20 protein-coding genes are annotated in these 23,860 nt (G+C 38.4%); 10 read left to right on the forward strand and 10 right to left on the reverse strand.

Annotated features, from left to right (window positions below; translation table 11 throughout):
* Nucleotides 1-25 precede the first annotated feature (25 nt).
* Nucleotides 26-616, reverse strand: coding sequence for an SPOR domain-containing protein (locus tag NL42_RS00690; protein WP_461311425.1), 591 nt, complete (start codon nt 614-616; stop codon nt 26-28).
* 57 nt (nt 617-673) lie between these two features.
* Here NL42_RS00690 and NL42_RS00695 point away from each other — a divergent pair, with 57 nt between their 5' ends.
* The gene (locus NL42_RS00695) at nt 674-802 is read left to right on the forward strand and encodes a hypothetical protein (RefSeq protein WP_461311413.1); all 129 of its coding nucleotides are present in this window, start codon (nt 674-676) and stop codon (nt 800-802) included.
* A gap of 59 nt (nt 803-861) precedes the next feature.
* Here the strand turns inward: NL42_RS00695 and ppk1 are convergent, their stop codons facing one another.
* Nucleotides 862-2,940: a polyphosphate kinase 1 gene (ppk1, locus tag NL42_RS00700; protein ID WP_016138921.1), complete on the reverse strand. Its 2,079-nt coding sequence runs from the start codon at nt 2,938-2,940 to the stop codon at nt 862-864.
* Between the two features lie 105 nt (nt 2,941-3,045).
* The gene (mtgA, locus tag NL42_RS00705; RefSeq protein ID WP_004793982.1) at nt 3,046-3,723 is read right to left on the reverse strand and encodes a monofunctional biosynthetic peptidoglycan transglycosylase; all 678 of its coding nucleotides are present in this window, start codon (nt 3,721-3,723) and stop codon (nt 3,046-3,048) included.
* A gap of 76 nt (nt 3,724-3,799) precedes the next feature.
* Here mtgA and NL42_RS00710 point away from each other — a divergent pair, with 76 nt between their 5' ends.
* On the forward strand, nt 3,800-4,609 hold the full coding sequence (locus NL42_RS00710) for a rhomboid family intramembrane serine protease (RefSeq protein ID WP_461311414.1): 810 nt from the start codon (nt 3,800-3,802) through the stop codon (nt 4,607-4,609).
* A gap of 1 nt (nt 4,610) precedes the next feature.
* Here the strand turns inward: NL42_RS00710 and NL42_RS00715 are convergent, their stop codons facing one another.
* Nucleotides 4,611-7,070, reverse strand: coding sequence for an ABC transporter permease (locus NL42_RS00715; protein ID WP_461311415.1), 2,460 nt, complete (start codon nt 7,068-7,070; stop codon nt 4,611-4,613).
* Nucleotides 7,071-7,073: 3 nt separating this feature from the next.
* Nucleotides 7,074-7,766 carry an ABC transporter ATP-binding protein gene (locus NL42_RS00720; protein WP_005802976.1) on the reverse strand — a complete coding sequence of 231 codons (693 nt, stop codon included), beginning with the start codon at nt 7,764-7,766 and terminating at the stop codon, nt 7,074-7,076.
* A 44-nt stretch (nt 7,767-7,810) separates the two neighbouring features.
* Here NL42_RS00720 and NL42_RS00725 point away from each other — a divergent pair, with 44 nt between their 5' ends.
* Nucleotides 7,811-8,434 carry an arylesterase gene (locus tag NL42_RS00725; protein ID WP_461311416.1) on the forward strand — a complete coding sequence of 208 codons (624 nt, stop codon included), beginning with the start codon at nt 7,811-7,813 and terminating at the stop codon, nt 8,432-8,434.
* Between the two features lie 35 nt (nt 8,435-8,469).
* On the opposite strand, the gene NL42_RS00730 is transcribed toward NL42_RS00725, so the two are convergent.
* Nucleotides 8,470-9,084, reverse strand: coding sequence for a carbonic anhydrase (locus NL42_RS00730; protein WP_016138926.1), 615 nt, complete (start codon nt 9,082-9,084; stop codon nt 8,470-8,472).
* A gap of 285 nt (nt 9,085-9,369) precedes the next feature.
* Between NL42_RS00730 and NL42_RS00735 the strand changes: the two genes are divergently transcribed.
* Nucleotides 9,370-10,395: an alpha/beta fold hydrolase gene (locus NL42_RS00735; protein ID WP_461311417.1), complete on the forward strand. Its 1,026-nt coding sequence runs from the start codon at nt 9,370-9,372 to the stop codon at nt 10,393-10,395.
* A 26-nt stretch (nt 10,396-10,421) separates the two neighbouring features.
* The gene (locus NL42_RS00740) at nt 10,422-11,429 is read left to right on the forward strand and encodes a hypothetical protein (protein ID WP_461311418.1); all 1,008 of its coding nucleotides are present in this window, start codon (nt 10,422-10,424) and stop codon (nt 11,427-11,429) included.
* 23 nt (nt 11,430-11,452) lie between these two features.
* Here the strand turns inward: NL42_RS00740 and NL42_RS00745 are convergent, their stop codons facing one another.
* Nucleotides 11,453-13,717, reverse strand: a complete 2,265-nt coding sequence (locus tag NL42_RS00745; RefSeq protein WP_461311419.1) for a TonB-dependent siderophore receptor — start codon at nt 13,715-13,717, stop codon at nt 11,453-11,455.
* Nucleotides 13,718-13,886: 169 nt separating this feature from the next.
* Nucleotides 13,887-14,525, reverse strand: a complete 639-nt coding sequence (gene nfuA, locus NL42_RS00750) for a Fe-S biogenesis protein NfuA (protein ID WP_336169427.1) — start codon at nt 14,523-14,525, stop codon at nt 13,887-13,889.
* 157 nt (nt 14,526-14,682) lie between these two features.
* Here nfuA and NL42_RS00755 point away from each other — a divergent pair, with 157 nt between their 5' ends.
* From NL42_RS00755 to NL42_RS00775, 5 genes are all read left to right on the forward strand, one after another.
* A complete protein-coding gene (locus NL42_RS00755) occupies nt 14,683-15,300 on the forward strand; it encodes a rhomboid family intramembrane serine protease (protein WP_336169428.1) in 618 nt (205 codons plus the stop codon).
* Between the two features lie 170 nt (nt 15,301-15,470).
* Nucleotides 15,471-17,147 (forward strand): arylsulfatase, encoded by a 1,677-nt coding sequence (locus tag NL42_RS00760; RefSeq protein ID WP_461311420.1) that lies wholly within the window; start codon nt 15,471-15,473, stop codon nt 17,145-17,147.
* Entirely contained in the window at nt 17,144-18,148 is a 1,005-nt protein-coding gene (locus NL42_RS00765; protein WP_461311421.1) for an SUMF1/EgtB/PvdO family nonheme iron enzyme, read from the forward strand. Before NL42_RS00760 ends, NL42_RS00765 begins: the two co-directional genes overlap by 4 nt.
* A 107-nt stretch (nt 18,149-18,255) precedes the next feature.
* Nucleotides 18,256-18,420: a hypothetical protein gene (locus NL42_RS00770; protein ID WP_016138934.1), complete on the forward strand. Its 165-nt coding sequence runs from the start codon at nt 18,256-18,258 to the stop codon at nt 18,418-18,420.
* A gap of 554 nt (nt 18,421-18,974) precedes the next feature.
* Nucleotides 18,975-20,522 carry a hypothetical protein gene (locus NL42_RS00775; RefSeq protein WP_461311422.1) on the forward strand — a complete coding sequence of 516 codons (1,548 nt, stop codon included), beginning with the start codon at nt 18,975-18,977 and terminating at the stop codon, nt 20,520-20,522.
* Between the two features lie 42 nt (nt 20,523-20,564).
* On the opposite strand, the gene NL42_RS00780 is transcribed toward NL42_RS00775, so the two are convergent.
* Nucleotides 20,565-21,899, reverse strand: a complete 1,335-nt coding sequence (locus NL42_RS00780; protein WP_461311423.1) for a D-serine ammonia-lyase — start codon at nt 21,897-21,899, stop codon at nt 20,565-20,567.
* 164 nt (nt 21,900-22,063) lie between these two features.
* The gene (locus NL42_RS00785; RefSeq protein WP_461311424.1) at nt 22,064-23,695 is read right to left on the reverse strand and encodes an inorganic phosphate transporter; all 1,632 of its coding nucleotides are present in this window, start codon (nt 23,693-23,695) and stop codon (nt 22,064-22,066) included.
* Between the last annotated feature and the right edge of the window lie 165 nt (nt 23,696-23,860).

The raw sequence follows: 23,860 nt of genomic DNA on the forward strand, positions 1-23,860 counted from the left end.
AGGAGTCTTCGGACTCCTTTTTATTTTATTGCGGCGTTAAAGATGCCCACTTAAACACCCAAGCAGATGGCATATTCAAACTATTATCAACAATAATTTTTTCTCTAATAATTTGTGCAATGGCATAATCATTTGCAGGGTCTACCATAACTCGTATTCCTTTAGTCGTTGCACTCGTTACAACCTTGTACCCTTTTGCTTCTAACTGCGACTGAACCGTACTTGCCTTATTTTGATTAGCAGCTAGCGCCACTTGTACCATCCATTTCTTTTCACCATTTTCTAAAATTTCTTTAGCGACAGCTGCATCAAGTTGCTTTTTACTATCAAAATTTTTCTTTTCTTCTGCTTTCTTGGTGTGGGTATCTTCAATTTTCTTTTGGGCTACAAACTCATCTTGTTTTGGTTTTCTTTTTTGAATGATTATTTTTTTATTTTTCTCTCCACTTTTGTTAGCTTTTTCATTAGATGAGTTTACAAAATAAGGATATATCGCTTGATCATCAAACCTTTGAAATACGATGATATCTCCATAACACTTCTGATCAGCATAGGCAGTCACTGGTATTATCCCCAAAAGTATTTTAATAAGTAAACTTCTAATAAAGCATTGCATCTTATTCATTTACCAAAGTTAAGTATATTTAATGCGGCGTATTAAAGTAGATTTCTCGTGATTTGTATATTTTTAAAATTCAATGTTTTATGTAAAAAATCACATATTTTCAAAACATATTGCAGTGCTTCAAATTATTGTCGTTTATCCAACAACCATTTAGAAAAACTAACTAAATTACTTTGAATTTCAGTTAATTAAAAAAGCCGACAAAATGTCGGCTTTTATTTAGTCTTGAAAGTTCATTATTTAATTATTTCCAATAACGCTCTTTGAGCATTATGCAATTTTTCACCCTCTGCTGGCTCAGCACGAATCCAAGTACCATCACCTTGTAGGAGCCATGCTTGTTGATTATCTTGTAAGTAATTCACCAAACCTTGTTGATAAATACGTTTTTTCAATGCAGGGTCTTCAACAGGGAAACACGCTTCAACACGATTAAATAAATTACGGTCCATCCAGTCTGCACTTGAACAGTAAATACGTGCATCGCCATTATTACTAAAATAATAAACGCGAGTATGCTCAAGGAAACGCCCTACAATTGAACGCACTCGAATGTTTTCTGATAAGTTAGGCAAACCTGGACGTAAACAGCAAATCGAACGGATAATCAGGTCAATCTGTACACCCGCTTGAGAAGCTTCGTACAATTTATTGATTAACTGGACTTCGGTTAATGCATTTACTTTAACAATAATTTGAGCTTTACGTCCTGCTTTAGCATTAGCAATTTCTTCATCAATAAAGTTAATGAGCTGAGCATGTAAGGTAAATGGTGCATGTAATAGCTTTTTCAATTTCGCCATTTTGCCCATACCGGTCAATTCTTGGAATATACGGTGTACATCTTCACACAGATCTTTATCCGTGGTCATGAGACCATAATCCGTATAAATTCGCGCATTCGTCGCATGGTAGTTACCAGTTCCTAAATGAACGTAACGTACCAATTTATTATTTTCACGGCGCACAACCATGATCATTTTGGCGTGAGTTTTATAACCGACTATGCCGTAAACAACGACTGCCCCAGCCTCTTGTAAAACGTTCGCTACTTCAATATTTGATTCTTCATCAAAGCGAGCACGTAATTCAATAACTGCAATAACTTCTTTTCCATTACGTGCTGCTTCAGCCAAAATTTGCACAATTTCCGAATCAGCACCACTACGATATAACGTCTGCTTAATTGCTAATACTTGCGGATCACGTGCAGATTCGCGTAGCAATTGAATAACTGGTGCAAAAGATTCAAACGGATGATGCAGTAAAATATCTTGCTTCTGCATTGCCGAGAAAATGCTCTCAGTCTTTTTAAACACTTTAGGCACAACCGGCGTATGCGAGTCATAACGTAAATGAGGACGTTTAAAGTTTGAAACCAGACGAGCTAAATTTACTGGACCATCAACTTTGTATAATTGCTCATCAGTTAAATCGAACTCTTCAAGTAAGTACTCATAAATATGCTGTGGGCAGTTATGGGTTACTTCCAAACGAACTGCACGGCCAAAACGTCGAGAACTTAATTCACCTTTTAATGCTTTAGCTAAGTCTTCAACATCTTCATTCAGGGCTAAGTCTGCATTACGTGTAACACGGAATTGATAACATCCAGTTGCTGTCATTCCTGGGAATAAATCGGACACATGCTCATGGATAATTGCAGATAGCATGACGTGATGTTCTTTACCACCTGTTAACTCATCTGGTAGTCGGACAACGCGTGGTAATGACCGTGGCGCAGGCACAACAGCTAAATCAATTTGACGACCAAAAGCATCTTTACCTTCAAGCGTAATAATGAAGTTCAAGCTTTTATTAACAAGTCGAGGGAACGGGTGTGCTGGATCTAGACTAATTGGAGTTAATACAGGTGCAACTTGTTCCTGAAAATATTTTTTTACCCAAGCAGACTGGGCTGGAGTTAACTCACCACGACGTAGGAAGCAAATATCTTCTTCACGTAGTTTAGGTAAAATTTGCTCATTTAAAATACGATATTGACGCTCAATCGCAGCATGAGCTGTTTCAGATATTTTTTGTAAAACCTGTCTTGGCGTAAGGCCATCAGGGCTGCGGCTTTCATTGCCTAGAGAGAATTGTTCCATCACTCCTGCAACACGAATTTCAAAGAATTCATCGAGATTACGAGAAAAAATGAGCAAGAAATTCATTCGTTCAAGCAAGGGATGTAAAGGGTCTACCGCTTGTTCCAATACACGCAAATGGAAGTCAAGAATAGACAATTCACGATTGATATAACGGTCATTATAACTATATTCTATTGGGGTCGTTGCTGTAATCGCTGTATTCATGTCTAACTCTATTCTCTATCCAGCCAAAATCTCTATAAACCAGTATGCTGCAAAAATATGACAATTTGGTAAAAACTAAAAAATTAACACATCTTTAAAACAGCATTATTCAGGAATCTGGGTGCTATTCATATAACGTAAAATAACGCGTTTTCTATATTGTAGTTTATGATCGTTGCGGTGATCTTGATAATATTTTGGATCAGGCAATAATGCGGCTAAGAAAGCAGCTTGTTCACGCGTTAAGCTTTTAGCACTTTTACCATAATAATGATGAGCGGCTGCTTCAACACCATACAGATTTTTGCCAAATTCAACCGAGTTCATATATACCTCAAGAATTCGGCGTTTTGACCACATCCGCTCCATCATCCAAGTCGCGACTGTTTCTTGGCCTTTACGAATAAATGAACGTTTGTTGTATAAAAACAAGTTCTTTGCAAGCTGTTGAGACACCGTAGAACCACCAGCAACCACTTCCCCCTCTTCATTATTGCGCTCAAGGGCAAAACGGATACCTTGCCAGTCAAAGCCATGATGATGGATAAATTTTGCGTCTTCGCCTGCTAAAATCGCATGTTTGAAATTGTCGCTAATATCATCATAGTCCAGCCACTGATGGACAATTGGCTCTGATGTATCAGACCAATAATCAATTCGCATGAACATGGTCGTATCCACTTCATGTGTCCGCCACCAGACCAAACTCGAAAAAATCCAAAGTTGAATAAGGAGAATCGCCCCAATAAAAATTAACAACACGCGAACAATAAAAGCTTTCATGTTCGTCCTGATCTCCTGTATTCAACTTTTTTCATGTTAAGCTGTAAAGCATGTTCATATATAACAAAAGCATAGCATGACTCAATATCAGCCTCCGCACATTAATCGTAAACTCAATGTACAAACTTGGTGGCTGACCGCCCTGCTCATCGCAATCAATGTAGGTTTGTTTGTCTGGCAAATTCTATCTGGTGTCGATATTAGTGACCCAGCCATGAAAGATGCTATTCATTGGGGAGCTGATTTTACACCACTTACTTTTTCTGGGCAGCCTGAACGTCTATTTACCAGCATGTTTTTTCATTTTGGTTTAGTCCATCTCATGCTCAATATGTGGGCCTTATATATTTTCGGTAATGTTGCCGAGTCACTATTTGGTCGCTTCTATTTTATAGGCATGTATTTACTTGCTGGTTTATTCGGTAGCCTTTTAAGTAGTTATATGACCATTCAAAATGGACATGAATTACTGCAACATTTTGACCAGAGCTTACTTCCCCATGTCAGTGCAGGCGCATCTGGTGCTGTGATGGGATTAGGTGCTGCGTTAACAGTACTTTCTTTATTTCCACCTCTGCCTCATCAAGCCTACATACTTGATAAAAAAGCATTATTAATGATCATGGCAATCAACCTTATTTTTGGTTTTGTCGCAGCGGGTATTAATAATGCCGCACATATTGGCGGCATGGTTATTGGAGCATTCCTTGCACTAATGTGGTACTTAAGCTACGTCAGTAAGTTTAAAAATGTGCTCAAAATTTTAGGCTTATTCGGAGCAGTTGTAATTACAGGTGGTTTTTATATGTACTGTGTCCAACTCAACTCACCTTTACTTCCGCTATGGCATGAAATCATCATTCAGAACCCTGATATTATTCCTTAAGTTACAGCTGGTTTAATTCCCTTAAGCTTTGTAAAGGCGGTAAGTTGCAAAGATAACCAAGTCGATAACGACCAATCAGCGCGCAAACCAGCATCATGCCAAGGGGTAAAATCAGCCATATTTCATAATGCCACTGTATTGCCATATTCATTTTATAACTAGCAATCGCACTAATCACTTCTGCAAAACAGCAGGCTACTATGCCTGCTAACAATCCTAAAAAACCAATTTCAAAACTGAGCATTTGCTTCATTTTATTTTTAGATAAACCAAATGAGCGTAGTAAAGCAACTTCACGGCGCCTTTCATCCATTAATAGATTTAAACAAGCAATCAGTACTAATACGCCTGAAAACCCGACTAAGGCAGCTAATACAGTCACAATTTTGACCAAAACATTCATTAAGCGTTTTACTTCATCCAAGATTCGATCCACATCAATAAAAACTGTATTTGAAAATTGCTGAATAATATTGATCATTTTTGGTTGGTCTTGCTTAGGTACATAAAAACTACCTAAGTAACTTCCAGCATTTTCGTCTAAGGTTTTAGGGGAAAAAATAAAGAAAAAGTTAGGGCTAAAACTTTCCCACTCCACGCTCCGAAAATTCATAACTTTGGCTTGTAATGTGCCTTCGGGTAGGCTAAAGGTCAGCTTATCTCCAATTTGGATTCCCAAACTTTCGGCAGTTTTACTTTCGACTGAAACTTGCCCCACATCATTAAACTGGGCTTGTCCTTTTGTAATGGCATTGTCATTCGGCAATTGATTTGATTGCGTCAGATTTAACTCACGGCGCAAAGAGTTATTTTGTTTTATGGCTTCTTCTGAAAAAGGCACATCATTCTTTGCTACCAGTCGGCCTCGGATGTTTGGATATAACGGCGTACTTTGCCAACCATGTAACTTTAATTGTTGCTCAAAAGGTTTTAAATCGAATGGAGGTAAACCATATACAAATTGATTAGGAGTCCCTTCCGGAAGCTGTTGCTGCCATCGTTGTAATAAATCCGTTCTTAATACACTGAGTACCGTAATTAGGCTTAAGCCTAAAGCCAGTGCAGTAATTTGTAAGGCACTTTGCGAGGGCGACCGAATATAAAAAGACACACGATTTTTCATCTTTTTTAAACTACGAAGCAAGAGCCAAACAACGGTATACAGCAAAATACAAAGAACGATAATTGCAGCCAAAACCATAATGCTGAGCATCAAGTTTTCACTCAACACCAAACTAAAAACAATCAGGCTGCTAATGCCAGCAAAAAACATAAAGAATAATGATTTTCGAGATTTGGCTTCTTCGCGAATCACCCGAATTGGAGGTGTATTTAAAAGCTCCCAAATACTTGGCAAAATAAAACCAAGCAGCACAATCACACTCGTAAAAATAGCGATTGGTAAAGGTCCAAGTAAAAGTGGTATTAGCGAAAAACTTAACTCTAATTGAGGAATCAATTGCAGCATAAGTTGCAGTAGGCCATATCCCATGACTAAGCCTAATAGACTGCCCATCACAATTGAAATCGCACTAACAATACAAAGCAATCCAATATAAGCCCATAAAATTTGGAACTTACTGGCTCCTAAACATCTGAGAAGTGCAATATGATCTTGGTTTTGCTGAACATATCTTTGACTCGTTAAAGCAATGGCAATCCCACACAATAAAATCGTTAAAATATTGGCCAGTTGCAAAAAGGTATCTAGGTTTTCAAGCGGGCGTAATAACCGACTATTTGACTCACTTGCATCACGTAAACGCAAGCCTGCCGTTTCATCTGCTTCTTTAGAAGGTTGATGCTGTTGCTTAAATTGCTTACTAAAGTTCTGAACTTGTTCAAGGCTACCAGCCATTAATAAACGATAGTCAATTCTGCTCCCTGTTTGAATTGCATGAGTTTTAGCAATATCGGCCTGATGAATAATAACCGTTGGAGAAAAACCTGAAAAACCGAGTTCCTGATTTGAATCACGCACAATCACGCCACTAAAAAGAAAGGTACCATCAGCAATAGAAACAGTATCTCCCCTTTTTACTTTTAGTAAATCGGCAGCCCTTTGACTTAGCCAGACTTCACCAGATTGAATCGCTTGAGTTTTTGGCGCAATTTCAAGCTGTCCTCTTAGTGGAAATGCAGGTTCTATCGCTTTTACATTGACCATAACAAACTGATCTTGGGTATGCGCCATCGAACTAAACATGGTCACATTGGTTTGTTTCAGACCCAACTGCTCTGCCCTTTTTTTCCACGACTGTTCGATAGGTTCATTATTCGACAGAACTAAATCAGCACCCAACATTTGCGAAGCTTGCAAACTGACAGCATTTTTCACTTGGTCATTACTAAATTTCAGGGCTGTGGTTGCACTAATCGCAAGCGATAGAGCAATGATCAGTAGATATAATCCACCCGTACGAAAACTTTGTAGGAAGAGCGGCTTTAGAAGATTACGCATAATTTAACCACCCTGTACTGTCTTTAGTCGGCCGTCATCTAACTCAACATGACGCTGACAAAGGGTTGCTAAATTACGATCATGAGTCACTAAAATTAGAGTCGTACCTAACTCTCGATTTAAATCAAAGAGCAAACTTTCAATTTCTTGTGCTGTCTGACCATCTAGATTTCCGGTCGGTTCATCCGCAAAAATAATTTGTGGTTCTGCAATAAGAGCTCGTGCAATCGCCACACGTTGTTGCTCCCCTCCAGATAAGACTTTAGGCGTTTGTTCAACCTGACGACTAAGACCTACTCGATGCAACCAATCTAAAGCTTTTTTCTCTGCGGTTTTATAATCAAAATCTTTACGTAACCGTAAAGGCAACATCACATTTTCAAGCGCACTCAGCTGAGGTAAAAGTTGAAAAGACTGAAATACGAAACCTATATGCTGCATTCTAATTTGGGCACGTTGTTCCTCTGTTAACTGATGAACAGCTTGACCACACAACCAAACTTCACCTTCAGATGGTTGATCTAAAGTCGCCAAAATTCCCAATAATGTTGATTTACCTGAGCCAGAACGCCCAGTAATTGCCACCTGCTCCCCTTCAAAAATTTCTAAATCGATATCTTTTAAAATCGTAAACTGATTTTGGTTAATCTGAATAGTTTGTGTAACTTGATGGGCAGCAATGATGGGTTGTGGCATGATGTAAAAAGTCCTATGTATTCAGAATCAGGGTCGAAGTACAAATGTATAAATCTTTTTTGATTGGTTCTAAAAGCATCATGCTCATCTCATTAAGTATGCTGCCTATGCTTGTATCGGCGAAAACTATTTTAATTTTAGGAGATAGTATCAGTGCCGGTTACGGAATTGATCCCAAACAAGGTTGGGTACAATTACTGCAAAAACGCTTAGACCAACAGTATCCCAAACAACACAAAGTGGTCAATGCAAGTGTTAGTGGAGAAACAACCAGCGGCGCTTTAGCCCGATTACCTAAGCTATTACAAACTTACAAGCCAAATGTAATCGTGATTGAATTAGGTGGAAATGATGGCTTACGTGGTCAACCACCTCAAATGATTCAAAAAAATCTGGATCAGCTCATTCAGTTAAGTCAGAAACAAAAAGCCCAAGTTATTCTTTTTGGCATGAAAATTCCGCCAAATTATGGGGCTGCGTATAGCAAAGCTTTTGAAAATAACTATAAAGTTGTCAGCCAAAAATATCAGGTGAAATTACTACCGTTTTTTCTTGATGGCGTCGCAGGTCAAAAACAGCTTATGCAAAATGACTTGATTCATCCCAATGCTCAAGCACAGTCAAAATTACTTAATTTGGCTTATCCATATATAAAAGGTGCCCTGTAGGCACCTTTTAGTTTTAAGTATTATTGCTAATATGATTAGAAATCAAAAAATGTAACTTCACCAGTTTCTAGCGAATATTCTGCACCAACAACAATTAATTTACCTTGTGCAATCAAGCTTTCAAGCACACTTGAACCATGACGTAATTGATTTACCGAAGCAAAAACGTTTGAACGTACTGCATGACATGAAAGTTTCTTCAAATCATTTTTTAAATCAGTTTGCATTAAAATTTCAACTGATGGACGAACACGGTTCACAATCGACATTAAGTTAGATGATGGTGGCTGATCAGGGTTCATTAATGTATCAATTGTCGCCTGAATCGCCCCACAATGACTATGTCCTAATACAACAACAACTGGGCAGTCATAACGCTCTGCCGCGAATTCAACACTACCTACTTGTGAAGGGGCAACAACGTTACCAGCAACACGAATTACGAATAAGTCACCAAGACCTTGGTCAAATACCATTTCTGCTGGAACACGTGAATCTGAACAACCTAATACAATCGCAAACGGATTTTGATCCTTTGCCATTTCAGCGCGTTCATGATGAGATAAGGTTTTTGCAAGGGAAGTATTTCCATTTACAAATCGTTGATTACCAGCTTTCAGACGATCTAAAACTTCTTGCGCAGTAGGCATTTTATATTTCCATTGTTCTTTCAAGGTTGGAAATCATTTTAATGTGTCAAAATTTGAATGTCACTGACAAAAAATTAAATCCTTTTCCATGAAAAATTTAAAAAATACTTACTCTATTTGAATGGGGAATTTACTGCACATTTCGTACTGTTTAGTGAAAAAATAGACATACTTTGGTTCTCGGATTGACTATAATTTTTCTCCTTTTGATCATTTGGCAAATGACTCATTGGCAAAGTTTTTCAATAATTTTCAAACTCGCTTATGCCTCAAGGATGAAATCTTATGACGACGCTGTTTGTATCAACCAAAACGACCCTAAAGAAAACAGCTATGGCACTTGCCTTGGCTTGTAGCCTTACAACAATAACAGGTGTTTTTCAGACGCAAGCAGCTGATACGATAGATATAAACTTTCAGAATATTTTACAGCAAGAGCGCAGTTGGGCAGGTTTACAAAGTAAAAGTTTAAAAGTCGGCGAGGTTACATGGTCATATAGTGAAGGTGGTTCTACGGCTAAACCGACGTTGCTCCTTATTCATGGATTAGGAGGGAGTCGTGATAACTGGAACCGAGTTGCGCGTTATCTCACAGCAAATTACCACGTTATTATTCCAGACTTACCAGGTAGTGGTGAAACAATAGTTTCTCAAGACTTTGATTATTCTGTTCCAAATCTTGCTGAAAAATTACGTCGATTTGTTGAAGCTGCAAATTTAAAAGGTCCAATTCATATTGCTGGCCACTCACTTGGTGGTTCGATTGCCCTACTCTATGCTGGACAATATCCATTTGAAACCAAAAGCCTATTCTTGGTTGATAGCGGCGGTATTTTCCGTTCTGCAAATACAATTTATTTAAAAGATCCAGCCTACTTAAAACAACTTTTAGTATCTAAAAAAGGGGACTTTAACTATTTGTTAAAGCAAACCATGTTTAATCCTCCATTTATTCCTAAAGAGTTCCTTCAAGCTCAAGAGAAGCTCATGATTAATCAGGCGCCTCAAACGCAAAAACTGGTTGATCAGCTTATTGCACTCAATAAAGTCTACACGCCAGATTCATTTGCAGTGCTCACCAAGACAATCGATGCACCGACACTGATTTTATGGGGCAAGCAAGATAAGATTATTAACGTAGAAGTAGCAAGTGAACTAAAACGACTTTTAAAGAATGCCCAGCCTCCAGTGATTTTAGAGAATGTCGGCCATATGCCAATATTGGAAGCCGAGCAGCTGGTTATTCAACAATATGTACCGTTTTTACTTAAAGTAGAAACAAATCAGTCTTTAAAAACGACTACACCTTAAATAAAACTTCGGACTTGTGAGACCTTATGTCTACCCAACCGCTTATAGAAAAACTCATTGAAGCTCATCTTGATTTTTTAGATGAGGAATTTGCTCAGCCCCAAATCATTCAACAAGAATTTGAGCAATTTTATCATTGGTTGGGTAGTCGGCAACTACAACACCTCTGGACCTTTGAACAAATCCAGCAGCTCATTCAAAAACAGATTTTAGAAACTCCTGCTTCTGATTTTCTGCTTGAACAAATTGCAGAACATATTCGCTTTGCACTTATTCATCCAGCTAATGAAAATACAACAATTGAAGATGTTATTCCTGTTTTAACAATTGATGGAATTGCGCAATACGTTGCAAGTAAAGAAGAGCATCGTAAAAAAATCATTAAAACAATTGTGAATAATCCTGCATTTTCAGCACTCTTGACTCAATTGATTCAACAAACAATGCATGATTACTTAGATGAATCAATGTCAAAACGTGTGCCGGGTGTAGGCCGTTTTATGAAAATGGGGAAATCTGTTCTAGAAACAGTGACTGATTCAAATTTAGACGACACGATTAATCATTATTTGCAAAAGAATATTTTAAAACTGAGTCAAATGAGTGAGCGCGTTTTAAACCAACATTTTGACAATGATAAGCTCTATCATTTTCAGGCAAATGTTTGGCATAAAGTTAAATCTATGCCACTTTCTGTTTTAAAAAATTATATAGAAACTGAAGATTTAACCAAAACGGTTGGTTTAGGACACGAGATTTGGGATCACATTCGCCAAACTGATTACCTGAAACAACAAGTTCATGATGGTATTTACACTTGGTATGTTCGAAATCAGGAACGTAATTTTGACTTGCTACTACGCGACCTTAATATTAATGAAAGTTTGATACAACATGAACTGACTCAGTTGCTTGTGCCGGTATTACAGCAATTAGTTACAACAGGACATTTAAGACGTCGTGCCCGTGTTTACCTAGAGAAATTTTATTATTCTGAAAAAGCATTAGATATTTTAAATAACAAAGGCGCTTAAAGCGCCTTTGTTATTTGTCTTGATTAGAAAGAATATTTTAAAGAAGCGTAATAAGCTCGACCTGGCTCATTGTAAGTTTGGCTGATCGAATTACTGTCTCTTAAAATTTGTTTATCAAACAAGTTGCTTACGCCAACACGCGTACTAATATTGTCTGAAATTTTATAACCCACATTAATTCCAGCAGTGCTATAGCTTTTTACAGTGCTTGGCTTAATCGCAGAATTTGTTCCACCTGAACCAATGCCCGATTCGAGTCTATTTTCAGCAAACTGGCGCGATTTTTGACGGCCATATTGAGTGAATACAAAATTCACATCTAACTGATCTGTAATGTCGTAATCAAAAATTGAGTTAATCGTATAGTTTGGAACTAAAGATAATGGGTTACCCGTTTGTTTATCTTTCGAGTCCATCATGTAAGTAAAGTTATTGGTCCAACGAATATCACCAAAGTCTAACCCCAAACTTCCTTCAAAACCTTGAATTAATGCTTTAGGCGTATTTTCCCAACGTAAGATATTCCACTTGGTATTAGTTACAGCTCCTGTATTTGCATTGGTACTTGAACCATCAACTGTTCCAACAACATTTGTACCAGCCACAATCTTATCTTTATAGTCGTTACGGAACCAAGTTAAGCTCGCGTTGACAATATCTTTTTGGAACTGAATGCCTAACTCTTTGTTTACCGAAGTTTCTGGTTTTAAATCACCATTACCTTGCAATAAGCAACGCGAATCAATATTGGCCGGACAACCATTGCCGTTCGTACTGAGTAAGTATCCTTCGGCATTTTGATACATGTTTGGTGCTTTATACGCTTTTGCTACCCCACCTTTTAAAGTGAAATAATCATTGAGTCTTTGAGTAATGTTTAAGCTTGGGCTCCAATTAGAACCAGATTTGCTGTGATCATCGAAACGCAAACCTAATACGGCATCGGTGCTGTCGGTAAGTTTTAAGTTATCTTCGATATATGCAGAAGCAATACGTGATTCCATTTTACTGCGATTGCCTTTAGCTAATTGATCGCCGTAACCTGAACCGCTGCTGTCTGCTCCCTGATTTGTCGAAATATTATCTTTAAATCTGTCCTCAACCCATTCAGTACCGAGTGTTAATACGTGTGGTACATAATATTCAAAAGGAATATTGGCTTCACCATTTAAACGAAGAGTCTCTAAGCGTGAAGTGGCTTTGTCATCCAGATTATTAATTTTTCCTTCTGTGCTGCCGCCAAGACCTTCAGGAAGGCGTTTGTTGTGGGTTTTATCATATTGAGCAACTAACTTACTCTTACCCCAAGACCAATCCCCTTCGTGCGTTAACGCGTAGCTATCGCGGTACATGGTATTGGTTTCTTTACCAATAAGTTCCGAAAGAATCGCATCCGCTTCAGCATTTGCATTTAACTGAGAGTCACCAGAATAAATATTACCCTGTTTGCTAGAAGAGACATCGAGCAAGATAGTTTGTTGATCTGTTGCCTGCCAAGCTAAACGTCCTGAAATATCTTTATTTTTAACGCCTTCACGGCCAGCTGCATTACTGCCTATTGATTTATTAATATCGACATCATCAGCTTCTGTTTTATTGTAATTACCATATAAACGATATGATAAAACATCTTTAATCAGTGGTCCACTTACGTTAAAACCAACACGATTTGATGCACCTTCTTTAGAGTCTTCAGGTTGTGAAGTATAAAACTCTACTGAGCCATGGGTTTCATTCGTCACTTTTTTAGTAATGATGTTGACTACACCACCTGCTGCACCCGAACCATATCGAGCTGCGGCTGGTCCACGTAAAACTTCAATTGATTCGATTGCTTCTGCTGGGACCCAGTTTGAGTCACCTCGTGTATCACGCTCTCCTTTCCAGCCATAACGAACTGAATTACGAGAGTTAATCGGTTTTCCATCCACTAAAATAAGCGTATTTTCTGGACCCATTCCACGAATATCAATTTGTCGATTATTACCACGCTGCCCCGTTGCACTATTGCCTGTTAAATTGACACCCGGCATACGACGCACATAATCAGAAATATCATTACGGACTGGTAGTTTTTCTAAATCTTCTTTGGTAATAACCGATACACCGAGCGATTGCTTCACTTGCTCTTCAGCTGTTACGAAAATTGTTTCCAATTTCACAGGTTCAGCAGGCTTTTCTAATGCTTGTTCAGCTTGTTCTTGCTCATTTTGTGCAGCATAAGCCATAGACATCATACTTGCCAGTACTGAAACAGAAAGCACTGACTGGATAATACGCTTCGACATAAGTATTCCCAATATATTGATTTATTAAACATCTCTCATTTTAAGTTCGGCATTGTAACAAATCTAAATAAAATTACAAATGATATTGATAATAATTATCATTATTTATATTGAATAATAAAAAAACCTCATTGCGAGGCTTTTTTATGTCACTTTTCAAATAATTTGATTATTTGAAATAAGCACCTTCAGCTTGCGTATGGTCAGTTTGGTCAACCACACGTTGAAGCTCTGGAATCTGCTCTCTTAAAGTCGTTTCAACGCCCTGTTTCAAGGTCACGTCAATTGCAGAACAGCCTTGGCAACCACCACCAAATTTCAATACAGCTGTTAAACCATGTTCTGCATCATCTTGTACTTCTACCAAGCTACAATTTCCGCCATGCCCTGCAAGACCTGGGTTAATTTCTGCTTGAAGAATGTAAGTAATACGTTCTTCAATTGATGCATCTGGACCAACACGTGGAACCTTAGAATTTGGTGCACGGAAAGTAAGCTGGCCACCAAAACGGTCTTTGTTGTAATCAATTACTGCATCTAGAAGATAAGGAATAGATGGTGCATCAATATAGGCAGGAAAATCAGGATAGTCCTGTTTATAATCCGTTGGGATCACTTCTTCTGGCGCACTATATGCCATGCAACATTCTGCACGTGGCGTACCCGGATGTTCAACAAAAACTCGAACGCCAATTCCCGGAGTATTTTGCTTCGTTAATAAATCGTGCAAATACTCTTGTGCAGATGGTGTAATCAAAAGGTTTGGAATTTCTTCTGCAACAGCAGTGTTGGTGTTCTCAGTCGACATAACAATATTCCTCAAGCTGATGCCTTTATATTAACCGAAGATGAGGGGGATTTAAAAAAAATCAACTAAATTTGTCGGATTTATACACAACAGGGTTTCAACTTAAGTTTTTAATGGCATTATTGAGCCAGTATTGATCATTTTTTAAATATTTCTTATGTTGCATTTGCCATTTAACCATACAGTTACTCTTATTATTATTACGGTCATTATCTCTTTAATTGCTTTTAGCAACCAGAACGTGATGAACCGGCTGATTTTTTGGCCACCTGCAATGCAACGTGGACAAATTGATCGCTTCATTACCCATGGCTTTATCCATGCTGATGGAACACATCTACTTTTCAACATGATTACCCTGTTCTTCTTTGGCAGTATTATTGAAAGTTTTTATCGCCAATATTTTTATGACATGGGTTTTGTGTTGTTCTATTTAGGTGGTTTAATCTTTGCGATTTTACCAAGCTACCTACAACATAAAAATGATGCGAATTGGGCAAGTCTAGGCGCTTCGGGAGCTGTTTCAGCCGTTTTATTTGCTTATATTCTGTTTCAGCCATGGAAGCTAATTTTTGTATTTTTCATTCCTGTACCCGCTATTATTTTTGCAATTTTATATATAGCGTACAGTATTTGGGCTGGTAAACGCGGCAATAGTCATATCAACCATAGTGCGCATTTGTGGGGTGCGGCTTATGGTGTCATCGTAACAATTTTACTTGAACCAAAAGTTATTCCGCATTTCTTAGACCAACTAACTCGCCTTCCTTTCTAAACAAAATAAATTAAAGAAAGGCCCCTTGTGGGCTTTTCTTTTTTTCTCATTAATTTATCACTATAAATTCTCAGTCTTTTTTCTGATTATCTTTGATCTTTTCTTTGTTTTGATTGCAAAAACCATCTGATTAAACTCGTGCCAATTCTTTTAATAATTCAGATGATACAATGACGTACAAAGCAATTTTATCTAGCCTTTCCATTGCTTTATTTAGCTTATCTTTGGCTGCATGTAATGATAACGATAATCAAGAAAATGTAGCAACCACACCTAAGCAACCGAATATCTTATTTATTATGGCTGATGACTTAGGCTATTCCGATTTAGGGGCTTTCGGTGGTGAAATTCACACCCCTAATATTGATAGTTTGGCTCAAGAAGGCCGCCTTTTAACGGATTATCATACTGCTCCGACTTGTTCTCCAACACGCTCTCAACTCATTTCAGGGACTGACCACCACCTCGCAGGTATTGGGGCAATGGCTGAACTCACACCAGAACATTTGAAAGGACAATCAGGCTACGAGGGATATTTAAATGAACGCTCTCTATCTATCGCACAAGTACTTAAAGATAATGGTTACCGCACGTACATCAGCGGTAAATGGCATTTAGGGCTAACAGCTGAGACGAATGCACACACAAAAGGTTTTGATCATTCATTTACCTTATTACAAGGTTTAGATCACCACTTTAAGCAAGCGCCAAGTGCGTTTAAACGAAATTCAACTTATACAGAAGATGGCCAAATTATTCCTGTTTCAGCTTTGCCTGATGACTTTTTCTCGACAAATTATTTTACCGATAAATTACTGAGCTACTTAGACTCAGGCAAAAATAGTGGCAAACCGTTCTTTGCTTATGCTGCCTATACGGCGCCTCACTGGCCAATTCAAGCACCTGCTGAATACCGTGAAAAATATCGGGGGGTCTATGATGTTGGTTACGATGCAATTCGTAACGCACGTATTGCTAAGCAAAAACAGCTTGGAATTATCCCTGCAAACTTTGAGGCAGCAGAACCAATTGCGACTCAAAATGCCCCGCAAAAATATGGAAAATGGGATGAATTAACAGCAGAACAAAAGGCACTAGAAGCCCGTAAAATGGAAATCTATGCAGGCATGGTAGAAAACCTTGATGCTAACGTCGGCCGCATTATTCAATACCTTAAACAAAATAATCTTTATGACAACACTTTAATTTTCTTTGTTTCCGATAACGGTGCCGAAGGTTTTGTACGTGGTGGATATGGTAGTGAATCTGGTTTTGATAACTCTGTAGCAAATGTGGGCACACCTACTTCGTATCACTATATTGGGCCACGTTGGGCCGAAGTAAGTGCTGCACCTTTTCATTTATGGAAAGATACGGCTGGTGAAGGTGCAACGACGGCCCCTGCCATTGTGAAATTACCGAACCAGAAAAAAGCAGAAGAAACCAATCATAGCTTTGCATCTGTACTCGATGTTTTCCCAACCCTATTAGAATATGCTCATATTCCAGTGCCTCAAGGCCAATACAATGGTCGTACCATTAATACGCCATCAGGGGTTTCATGGAAGCCTTTACTTGAAAATAAAACCACTACCATTCGCCCTGCAAATTTTAGTTTTGCCGATGAACTACATGGCAGCAAATATGCCAAACAAGGTGAATGGAAAATTGCAGTTCAAGGGCGCCCTGAGTTAGGCACAGGAACTTGGGAGTTGTATAACATTGCCACTGATCGTGGAGAAAATCACAATGTTGCACAGCTGTACCCAGCAAAAGTGCAAGAGTTGTTATCGGTCTATCAAAAATATACTGAGAAAAATGGTGTGCAGGAATATAACGCCAAATGAGATTAAAACCATTTTTAGTTACCACAATCAGCCTGTCTTTTATGACGGGCTGTAGTCAATCTTCACAAGTTTCTGAATCAGCGCCCTCGTTGCAGCAGCAAACTTCTTTAGCTGACTTAGGTTCTATTGAAAAGTGTAAAAACTACTCTGGACTACCCAAAGGTTGGCTCAAACAGCCTACAGCTGGAATGGTTTTAATTGCCGATGGACATTTCAATTTTGGTTCTGAGAAAGCCTATCCCGATGAACTGAATTTTGGAAAGAAACAAAGAGAAGTCAAAGGATTCTGGATTGATCAGACTGAAGTTACGGTTGCTCAATTTGCAAGCTTCGTGAAAGCAACGAGCTATATTACCGATGCCGAAAAACAAAAGCAGGCTGCTGTTTTTTCACCAGATCCTCATCATCCACAGCAATGGTGGCAGCTAAAATCAGGATATACATGGAAAACCCCAAATGGCAGTAATGGTGCTGTAGCTAATCCAAATGAACCTGTGCGATATGTGAGTAAAAACGATGCTGAACATTATGCAGTCTGGCTTGGACATGATTTACCAACGGAACTAGAATGGGAATATGCAGCTAAAGCCAACTCAAAAACTGATACGCCCTTACATCAAGCCCCTACCGATGAACACCAACATCCACAAGCAAATTACTGGCAAGGCGAATTCCCTTTTCAAAACCTAAATCAAGATCACTTTAAAGATGTAGCACCCGTTGGATGTTTTGCGGCAAATAATTTCAAACTATTTGATACGATTGGAAATGTATGGGAATGGACATCCTCTCCTTATCAAGGTGCTCATGACCAACATATGGGAAATTATTCTGATTTAAGACAACAAAAAATCGCCAGTACACAATATGTAATTAAAGGTGGATCTTTTCTATGTGCTCAAAATTATTGTTCACGTTATCGAAACAGTAGTCGCTATCCGCAAGACTTTGATTTAGCAGCAACCCATGTTGGCTTTCGAACAATTTTAAGATCAGATTAGTTTCTTTTAATTGGAATTAGTAAATATATTTTTAACGAAAATTAGATCGAAAAACAATCAATATATTTCTATAGTACAAAGGAGAATGATAAAAAAGTGAGAACATGATGAAAGCATTATTTCTCTGTGTAGCAGCAATTTTCACAATGTCATTATCAGCCTGTGCAGTTCATACACGGGAAGGTAGTATTGTGATTGATCCAGATTCACCTTATCACAATCATCCCGGAGACTTTTGCCCACCAGGACAAGCGAAAAAAGGACGCTGTTAGAAACACTCATTCTTAAAGTAATTTTGAAGTTACGTTAAAGAAATAGAGTTTAATTGAATGATAAAGTGAGTTTGAAAATGGCGGGTTCCAACCCAAAAATAGATGGGATGAAACTAGAAAATTATGGTGCAAAAAAATCACCATATCCCCAAGATTTTTAAAAGACAATCTTATGTTGTCTTCTATCTAGTTTCATCCCAATTCTTTCTTATTCCGTCTGACTTTTCTTATCTTTTAATAAAAAAGTCTAGTTTTTAATCATTTCTGCATCTGTATTATTGATACATTTTGAACATTTTGCCTTCAGGTTAAAACCGATGTATTTGCTTAATACAAAATAATCATTTATGTAACGTAAGTCTATAAAAATGTTCTAAAAATGTGAAAAAAATTAAGATCAAAATGAGATGAATTTATCATAATAAATCGCTCTTTCATGTTTCATCACATAAATAATCAATATTATTTTGTCAGTTATTGCCACTCGTTTCCTTTCATTGGCATAGATAATGTATACATCTGTATATTAACCCAGTCTTATAACGAGATATTTTATGTCCAGCACAAGTCAAGTCGAAGGTCTACAATTTCCAGTACATGCCTCAACCAAAAAACAAAGCACATCTCTTACAGGCCAAGAGATTTTGTCAGAGGCTTTATCTGTTGTAGATAATAAAACCGCGCAACAAGTGCTGAATGAAAAAAACTGGCGGAAAAACTACCCTATCTATTTTAAAGCACTTGTTAAACAAGGGATCTCAAATAGTAGCAACCCAATTACTATTGCTAAGCAAGGTTTGCATAAAGCTCACCATATTTTTGACTATTATCGTGATAGTAAACATTACCTTTTAAAAGATGCGGTTCATATTGCTTCATCAACACCACTTCATACAGTAAAAATTAAAGGTGAAAGTGAAGCAGCTCCAGAGTGGTATGTACCTTACAAAGGACAAAAACTCAGTGGACAAAGCTTGCTAGACCAAATTCAACGTTGGGAAGAGGCTGGTATTATTGAACCAAGTCATGCAAAAGCTTTGCGTGAAGCTACTGCACACCCAGAATGGTTTGATTTATCTGACCGTACCATGGTGTTGTTTGGTGCTGCTTCAGAAGCAGGCCCCCTGCCTTGGTTAGCCAAATGGAAAGCGAATATTATTGCTGTCGACTTACCAAACCCACGTGTCTGGGGCAAAATTTTAAATACGATTCAACAAGGAAACGCAACTCTGATTGCACCAAGTGCTGAACAAATTGATTCATCAGCAAAAGTTTCTGAGTTAAAGGATAAATTGGGCGCAAATCTATTGACTCAATTACCAGAAATTGCACAGTGGTTAGTCCAGTTTCCACAAAAGTTAGATTTGGCTGCAATCGCCTATTTAGATGGCGAAAAGCATGTTCGTGTTTCCATGGCAATGGACAGTATCATGCAATTTGTAAGCGAGCATAAGTCTGATACGAGCCTTATGTTTATGTGTACTCCAACCGATGTTTATGCGGTTCCTAAAGAAGTAGCCAAAGCTGCTCAACAAAAATTTAAATCACGTACAACACTACAAAAAATGGCGGTAAAAGGTGTTTCCACACTTTCGTTAAACCGTTTTTTTCAAGCGCCATATCAAGACTTGATTGATTGTGAAAATGGAAAAACTTATGGTATTGCCGACTGTCTAGTCGTTGAGCAAGGGCCAAATTATGCATTGGCAAAACGTATTCAACAATGGCGTGCTATTTTGGCCCGTCATCAGGGACAACACGTAAGTATTAATATTGCTCCATCTACAACCACTCACTCTGTGACTAAAAACCCATTATTGAAAGCAGCTTTTAATGGTGCAGAGCTTTTTGATGTAGAAGCATTTAGCCCTGAAACCACCAATGCCATTATGGCGGCAATCTGGATTCATGACTTAAGAAATGAGTCTTCTGTAGCAAATCCTGAAACTGAGCTAGACCATCCGCTTGAACTTATGATGGAAGGTGCCAACCACGGCGGATTGTGGCGCGTTGCTTATTTAGCAAGAACCGCCCTGCCTTTTGCTGCGATCTATGGCTTCGCCACCGAAAAACTACCTTTTGGAAAATCATCTAAAAAATAATTTGATTGAAGCCCAATTCTAGAATTGGGCTTTTTTCTGTGTTTATTTATTTTGAAAGTGTGAAAGATATTTTTGCATTTCATTAGATGGCACCATACCGCCTCCTGTCGCCCATACCACATGATTTGCCTGCTGCAACTGTTCAGCTGATAGTTGATGTAAAGCCAAATAATCAGGACTCGTCTGAACATAATATGGTCCCATCATTCCTGCCACCGCTGAAGGCTCAAGCTGAATATTTTCAGTTTGATTTAGAAGCGCTATTAGTTCATACAAACGTTCATCATGAATCGTGTAGTAACCATCAATTAGCTGTTGCATAGCACGTCCAACAAAACCTGAAGCACGCCCTACTGCAAGTCCATCTGCGGCGGTAACGTTATCGATGCCAATGTCATTTACTGAAATCTGATCATGCAAGCCTGTGTGCACACCAAGTAACATGCAAGGCGAATGTGTTGGTTCAGCAAAAATACAATGTACGTGCTCACCAAAAGCCAGTTTTAACCCAAAACTCACGCCACCTGGGCCACCACCGACGCCACACGGCAAATAAACAAATAATGGGTGCTCAGCATCAACTGTAATTTGTTTTTGCTCAAATTGCTGTTTTAAGCGTATTCCTGCAACGGCATAGCCTAAAAATAATGTTTTTGAGTTTTCATCATCAATGAAAAAGCAGTGTGGATCTTGTTCTGCGGCTTTTCGTCCCTCTTCAACCGCTACACCATAGTCACTGGCATATTCCACAACATTGACGCCCAGTGAACGTAGTTTGTCTTTCTTCCACTGTCTCGCATCGGCAGACATATGGACTGTGACTCTAAAACCCAGTTTGGCGCTCATAATACCAATCGAAAGCCCAAGGTTACCTGTAGAGCCTACTGCAATTTGGTACTTAGAAAAAAACGTTCGAAATGAATCTTGATCTAACTTACTGTAATCGTCTTCCAACTTAAGAAGCTCTGCCTCAATTGCCAACTTTTCGGCATGAGCCAAGACTTCATAAATACCACCACGTGCTTTAATTGAACCTGAAATAGGTAAATGGCTATCTTTTTTTAGCCAGAATGCTCCATTCAGCTGCACTTGTTCTGTTGTAGAAAGTGCCTTTTGCATGTTCGCAATTTCAACGATATCTGATTCAATTTTTCCATGTTGAGCTTGAGTCTCAGGAAATACCTTTGCCAAATAAGGTGCGAAACGCGCTAGCCTTGCCTCCGCGTCACTTACATCCTCAGCGGTGAGTCCAACTTTTTCTAAAGCTTCTGTTAAAGGATAGCGATGAGGTGTAAACCAAAATGTCTCTTGATAGGCTTGCAGTGTCTCAATAAGTGGAAATTGTTGTTTTAGCTGATCTATTTGAACCGCATCCATAATCTATCCTGATATCAAAGTTTTAAGCCCAGCTTTTGGAGCTGCTTGATGCTCTATAACGACTTGTTAATTTATAATTGAATGTACATGAAAATAGACTGAACTTTAAAAAGAAACAAATAAAAAAGCCACTGTTTTCAGTGGCTTTAATTTTTTAAATGCTTTTATACAAACTGCAAGAATAACCAGTACAAACCGCCTGATAAACAGATTGTTGCAGGAAGTGTAAATACCCATGCAGATAAAATTGTTTTCACTGTATTGAAGTTTAGGCCTGATCTATTCGCGACCATAGTACCTGCAACAGCACTGTTTAAAACGTGTGTTGTTGAAACAGGCATACCTAAACCATCGGCAGCTGCAATTGTACTCATTGCTACAAGCTCAGCAGACATCCCCTGGCCATAAGTCATATGATGCTTACCAATACGCTCGCCTACAGTCACAACAATACGTTTCCAGCCCACCATGGTGCCTAAGCCAAGTGCCAAAGCAACTGCTACTTTCACCCAAGTTGGAATGTATTGTAAGAATGAATCCAAGCTACTACGGTATTCTTTCACAAGTTTTTCTTGTGACTGATCCATTTTTGGTAATGCATTCGCTTTGTCCAAACGTTTAAACGAAGTGGTGCTTAAATACATGTCATTACGAATTTCACTAATCGCAGCTTCTGGAATATCTTTTAAGTTGTTATAGCTAGAAACTCGCTCACCCAAATGATCAGTCATGCTTGCCAATGCAGGCACTACTTCTGGAGTTTGCTGTTTAGTTTGAATATATTTAGTCAGAATAACACGTGCTTTTTCATCGGTTAATTCTGGCTTATTTTGATTCAAAAATACGGCAGTTTGAGAAGAAAGCTGATGGAATGATTGAACTTGTTGTGTATCAAGGTTTTTATTTAATGAATAAGCCAACGGCACCAGACCAACCAAAATCAGCATGATGAGACCCATACCTTTTTGACCGTCGTTAGAACCATGTGCAAAACTTACACCTGTGCAGGTGAAAATTAAAATTGCACGAATGATTGCTGGTGGTGGTTTGTTACCTTCTGGTGGCTGAAATAATTCTAATTGGCGTTTAAAAACAGTTTTAACCAACAAGAATACAATCGCTGCAAAAGCAAAACCAATTAAAGGCGAAAATAATAAAGCCTTACCGACTTTAATCACCTGATCCATATCAACACCGCTGGTTGTTACGCCAGTCGATGCACTCAACAGATGGTTCATAATGCCCACACCCAAGATTGAACCAATCAAGGTATGAGAGCTAGAAGCAGGAATACCCAAGAACCAAGTACCCAAGTTCCAGAGAATCGCAGCAATAAGCAGCGCAAAAACCATTGCGAAACCTGCACCGCTACCCATGTTCATAATCAGTTCAACAGGCAACAATGCAATAATGCCGTAAGCGACTGCGCCGCTTGCAACCATTACCCCAAGAAAATTACAAAAACCTGCCCACATGACTGCAACTGGTGCAGGTAAAGCATTGGTGTAAATCACTGTTGCTACTGCATTTGCAGTATCGTGGAAGCCATTTACAAACTCAAAGCCTAAAGCAATCAAGAGTGCAGTAGATAAAAGAATAACCGAATAGAGACTCAAAGGTGGAACATGTGCTAAATCAGCACTCACCTGAAATCCAATATAAATAAGTGTTGCAACAATAATCGTCAAAAACACCGGCATAAAAAACTTAGGTGTTGGGACATGTACATTCGTCGATTTGACTTGCAGGTTTGCCGCAAGTTTTGAATCCGAAACAGGGGGTAGATTAGAATTCATGCAGACGGTAAGAGGATAGAAAAATCCTCTGTATTCTTAAATTAAATTATGACAATTATATGACAAAGCGGCGCGTGATGAAGTCAATTTTTCATATTTTGACCTCATTTGATGCACCTTTCCTCTATAAAATTTATTTTTTTATTAAAATACAATAATTTATAT

The sequence above is a fragment of the Acinetobacter sp. GN11 genome (genome assembly GCF_054823985.1).

Coding starts and splice junctions, on each gene's coding strand:
- NL42_RS00770 (WP_016138934.1), top strand. CDS start 18,256: ATGAAAGCATTATTTCTCTGTGTAGCAGCAATTTTCACAATGTCATTA.
- NL42_RS00745 (WP_461311419.1), bottom strand. CDS start 13,717: ATGTCGAAGCGTATTATCCAGTCAGTGCTTTCTGTTTCAGTACTGGCA.
- NL42_RS00690 (WP_461311425.1), bottom strand. CDS start 616: ATGCAATGCTTTATTAGAAGTTTACTTATTAAAATACTTTTGGGGATA.
- NL42_RS00735 (WP_461311417.1), top strand. CDS start 9,370: ATGACGACGCTGTTTGTATCAACCAAAACGACCCTAAAGAAAACAGCT.
- ppk1 (WP_016138921.1), bottom strand. CDS start 2,940: ATGAATACAGCGATTACAGCAACGACCCCAATAGAATATAGTTATAAT.
- NL42_RS00765 (WP_461311421.1), top strand. CDS start 17,144: ATGAGATTAAAACCATTTTTAGTTACCACAATCAGCCTGTCTTTTATG.
- NL42_RS00740 (WP_461311418.1), top strand. CDS start 10,422: ATGTCTACCCAACCGCTTATAGAAAAACTCATTGAAGCTCATCTTGAT.
- NL42_RS00720 (WP_005802976.1), bottom strand. CDS start 7,766: ATGCCACAACCCATCATTGCTGCCCATCAAGTTACACAAACTATTCAG.
- NL42_RS00775 (WP_461311422.1), top strand. CDS start 18,975: ATGTCCAGCACAAGTCAAGTCGAAGGTCTACAATTTCCAGTACATGCC.
- NL42_RS00715 (WP_461311415.1), bottom strand. CDS start 7,070: ATGCGTAATCTTCTAAAGCCGCTCTTCCTACAAAGTTTTCGTACGGGT.
- mtgA (WP_004793982.1), bottom strand. CDS start 3,723: ATGAAAGCTTTTATTGTTCGCGTGTTGTTAATTTTTATTGGGGCGATT.
- NL42_RS00785 (WP_461311424.1), bottom strand. CDS start 23,695: ATGAATTCTAATCTACCCCCTGTTTCGGATTCAAAACTTGCGGCAAAC.
- nfuA (WP_336169427.1), bottom strand. CDS start 14,525: ATGTCGACTGAGAACACCAACACTGCTGTTGCAGAAGAAATTCCAAAC.
- NL42_RS00760 (WP_461311420.1), top strand. CDS start 15,471: ATGACGTACAAAGCAATTTTATCTAGCCTTTCCATTGCTTTATTTAGC.
- NL42_RS00710 (WP_461311414.1), top strand. CDS start 3,800: ATGACTCAATATCAGCCTCCGCACATTAATCGTAAACTCAATGTACAA.
- NL42_RS00780 (WP_461311423.1), bottom strand. CDS start 21,899: ATGGATGCGGTTCAAATAGATCAGCTAAAACAACAATTTCCACTTATT.
- NL42_RS00725 (WP_461311416.1), top strand. CDS start 7,811: ATGTATAAATCTTTTTTGATTGGTTCTAAAAGCATCATGCTCATCTCA.
- NL42_RS00755 (WP_336169428.1), top strand. CDS start 14,683: ATGTTGCATTTGCCATTTAACCATACAGTTACTCTTATTATTATTACG.
- NL42_RS00730 (WP_016138926.1), bottom strand. CDS start 9,084: ATGCCTACTGCGCAAGAAGTTTTAGATCGTCTGAAAGCTGGTAATCAA.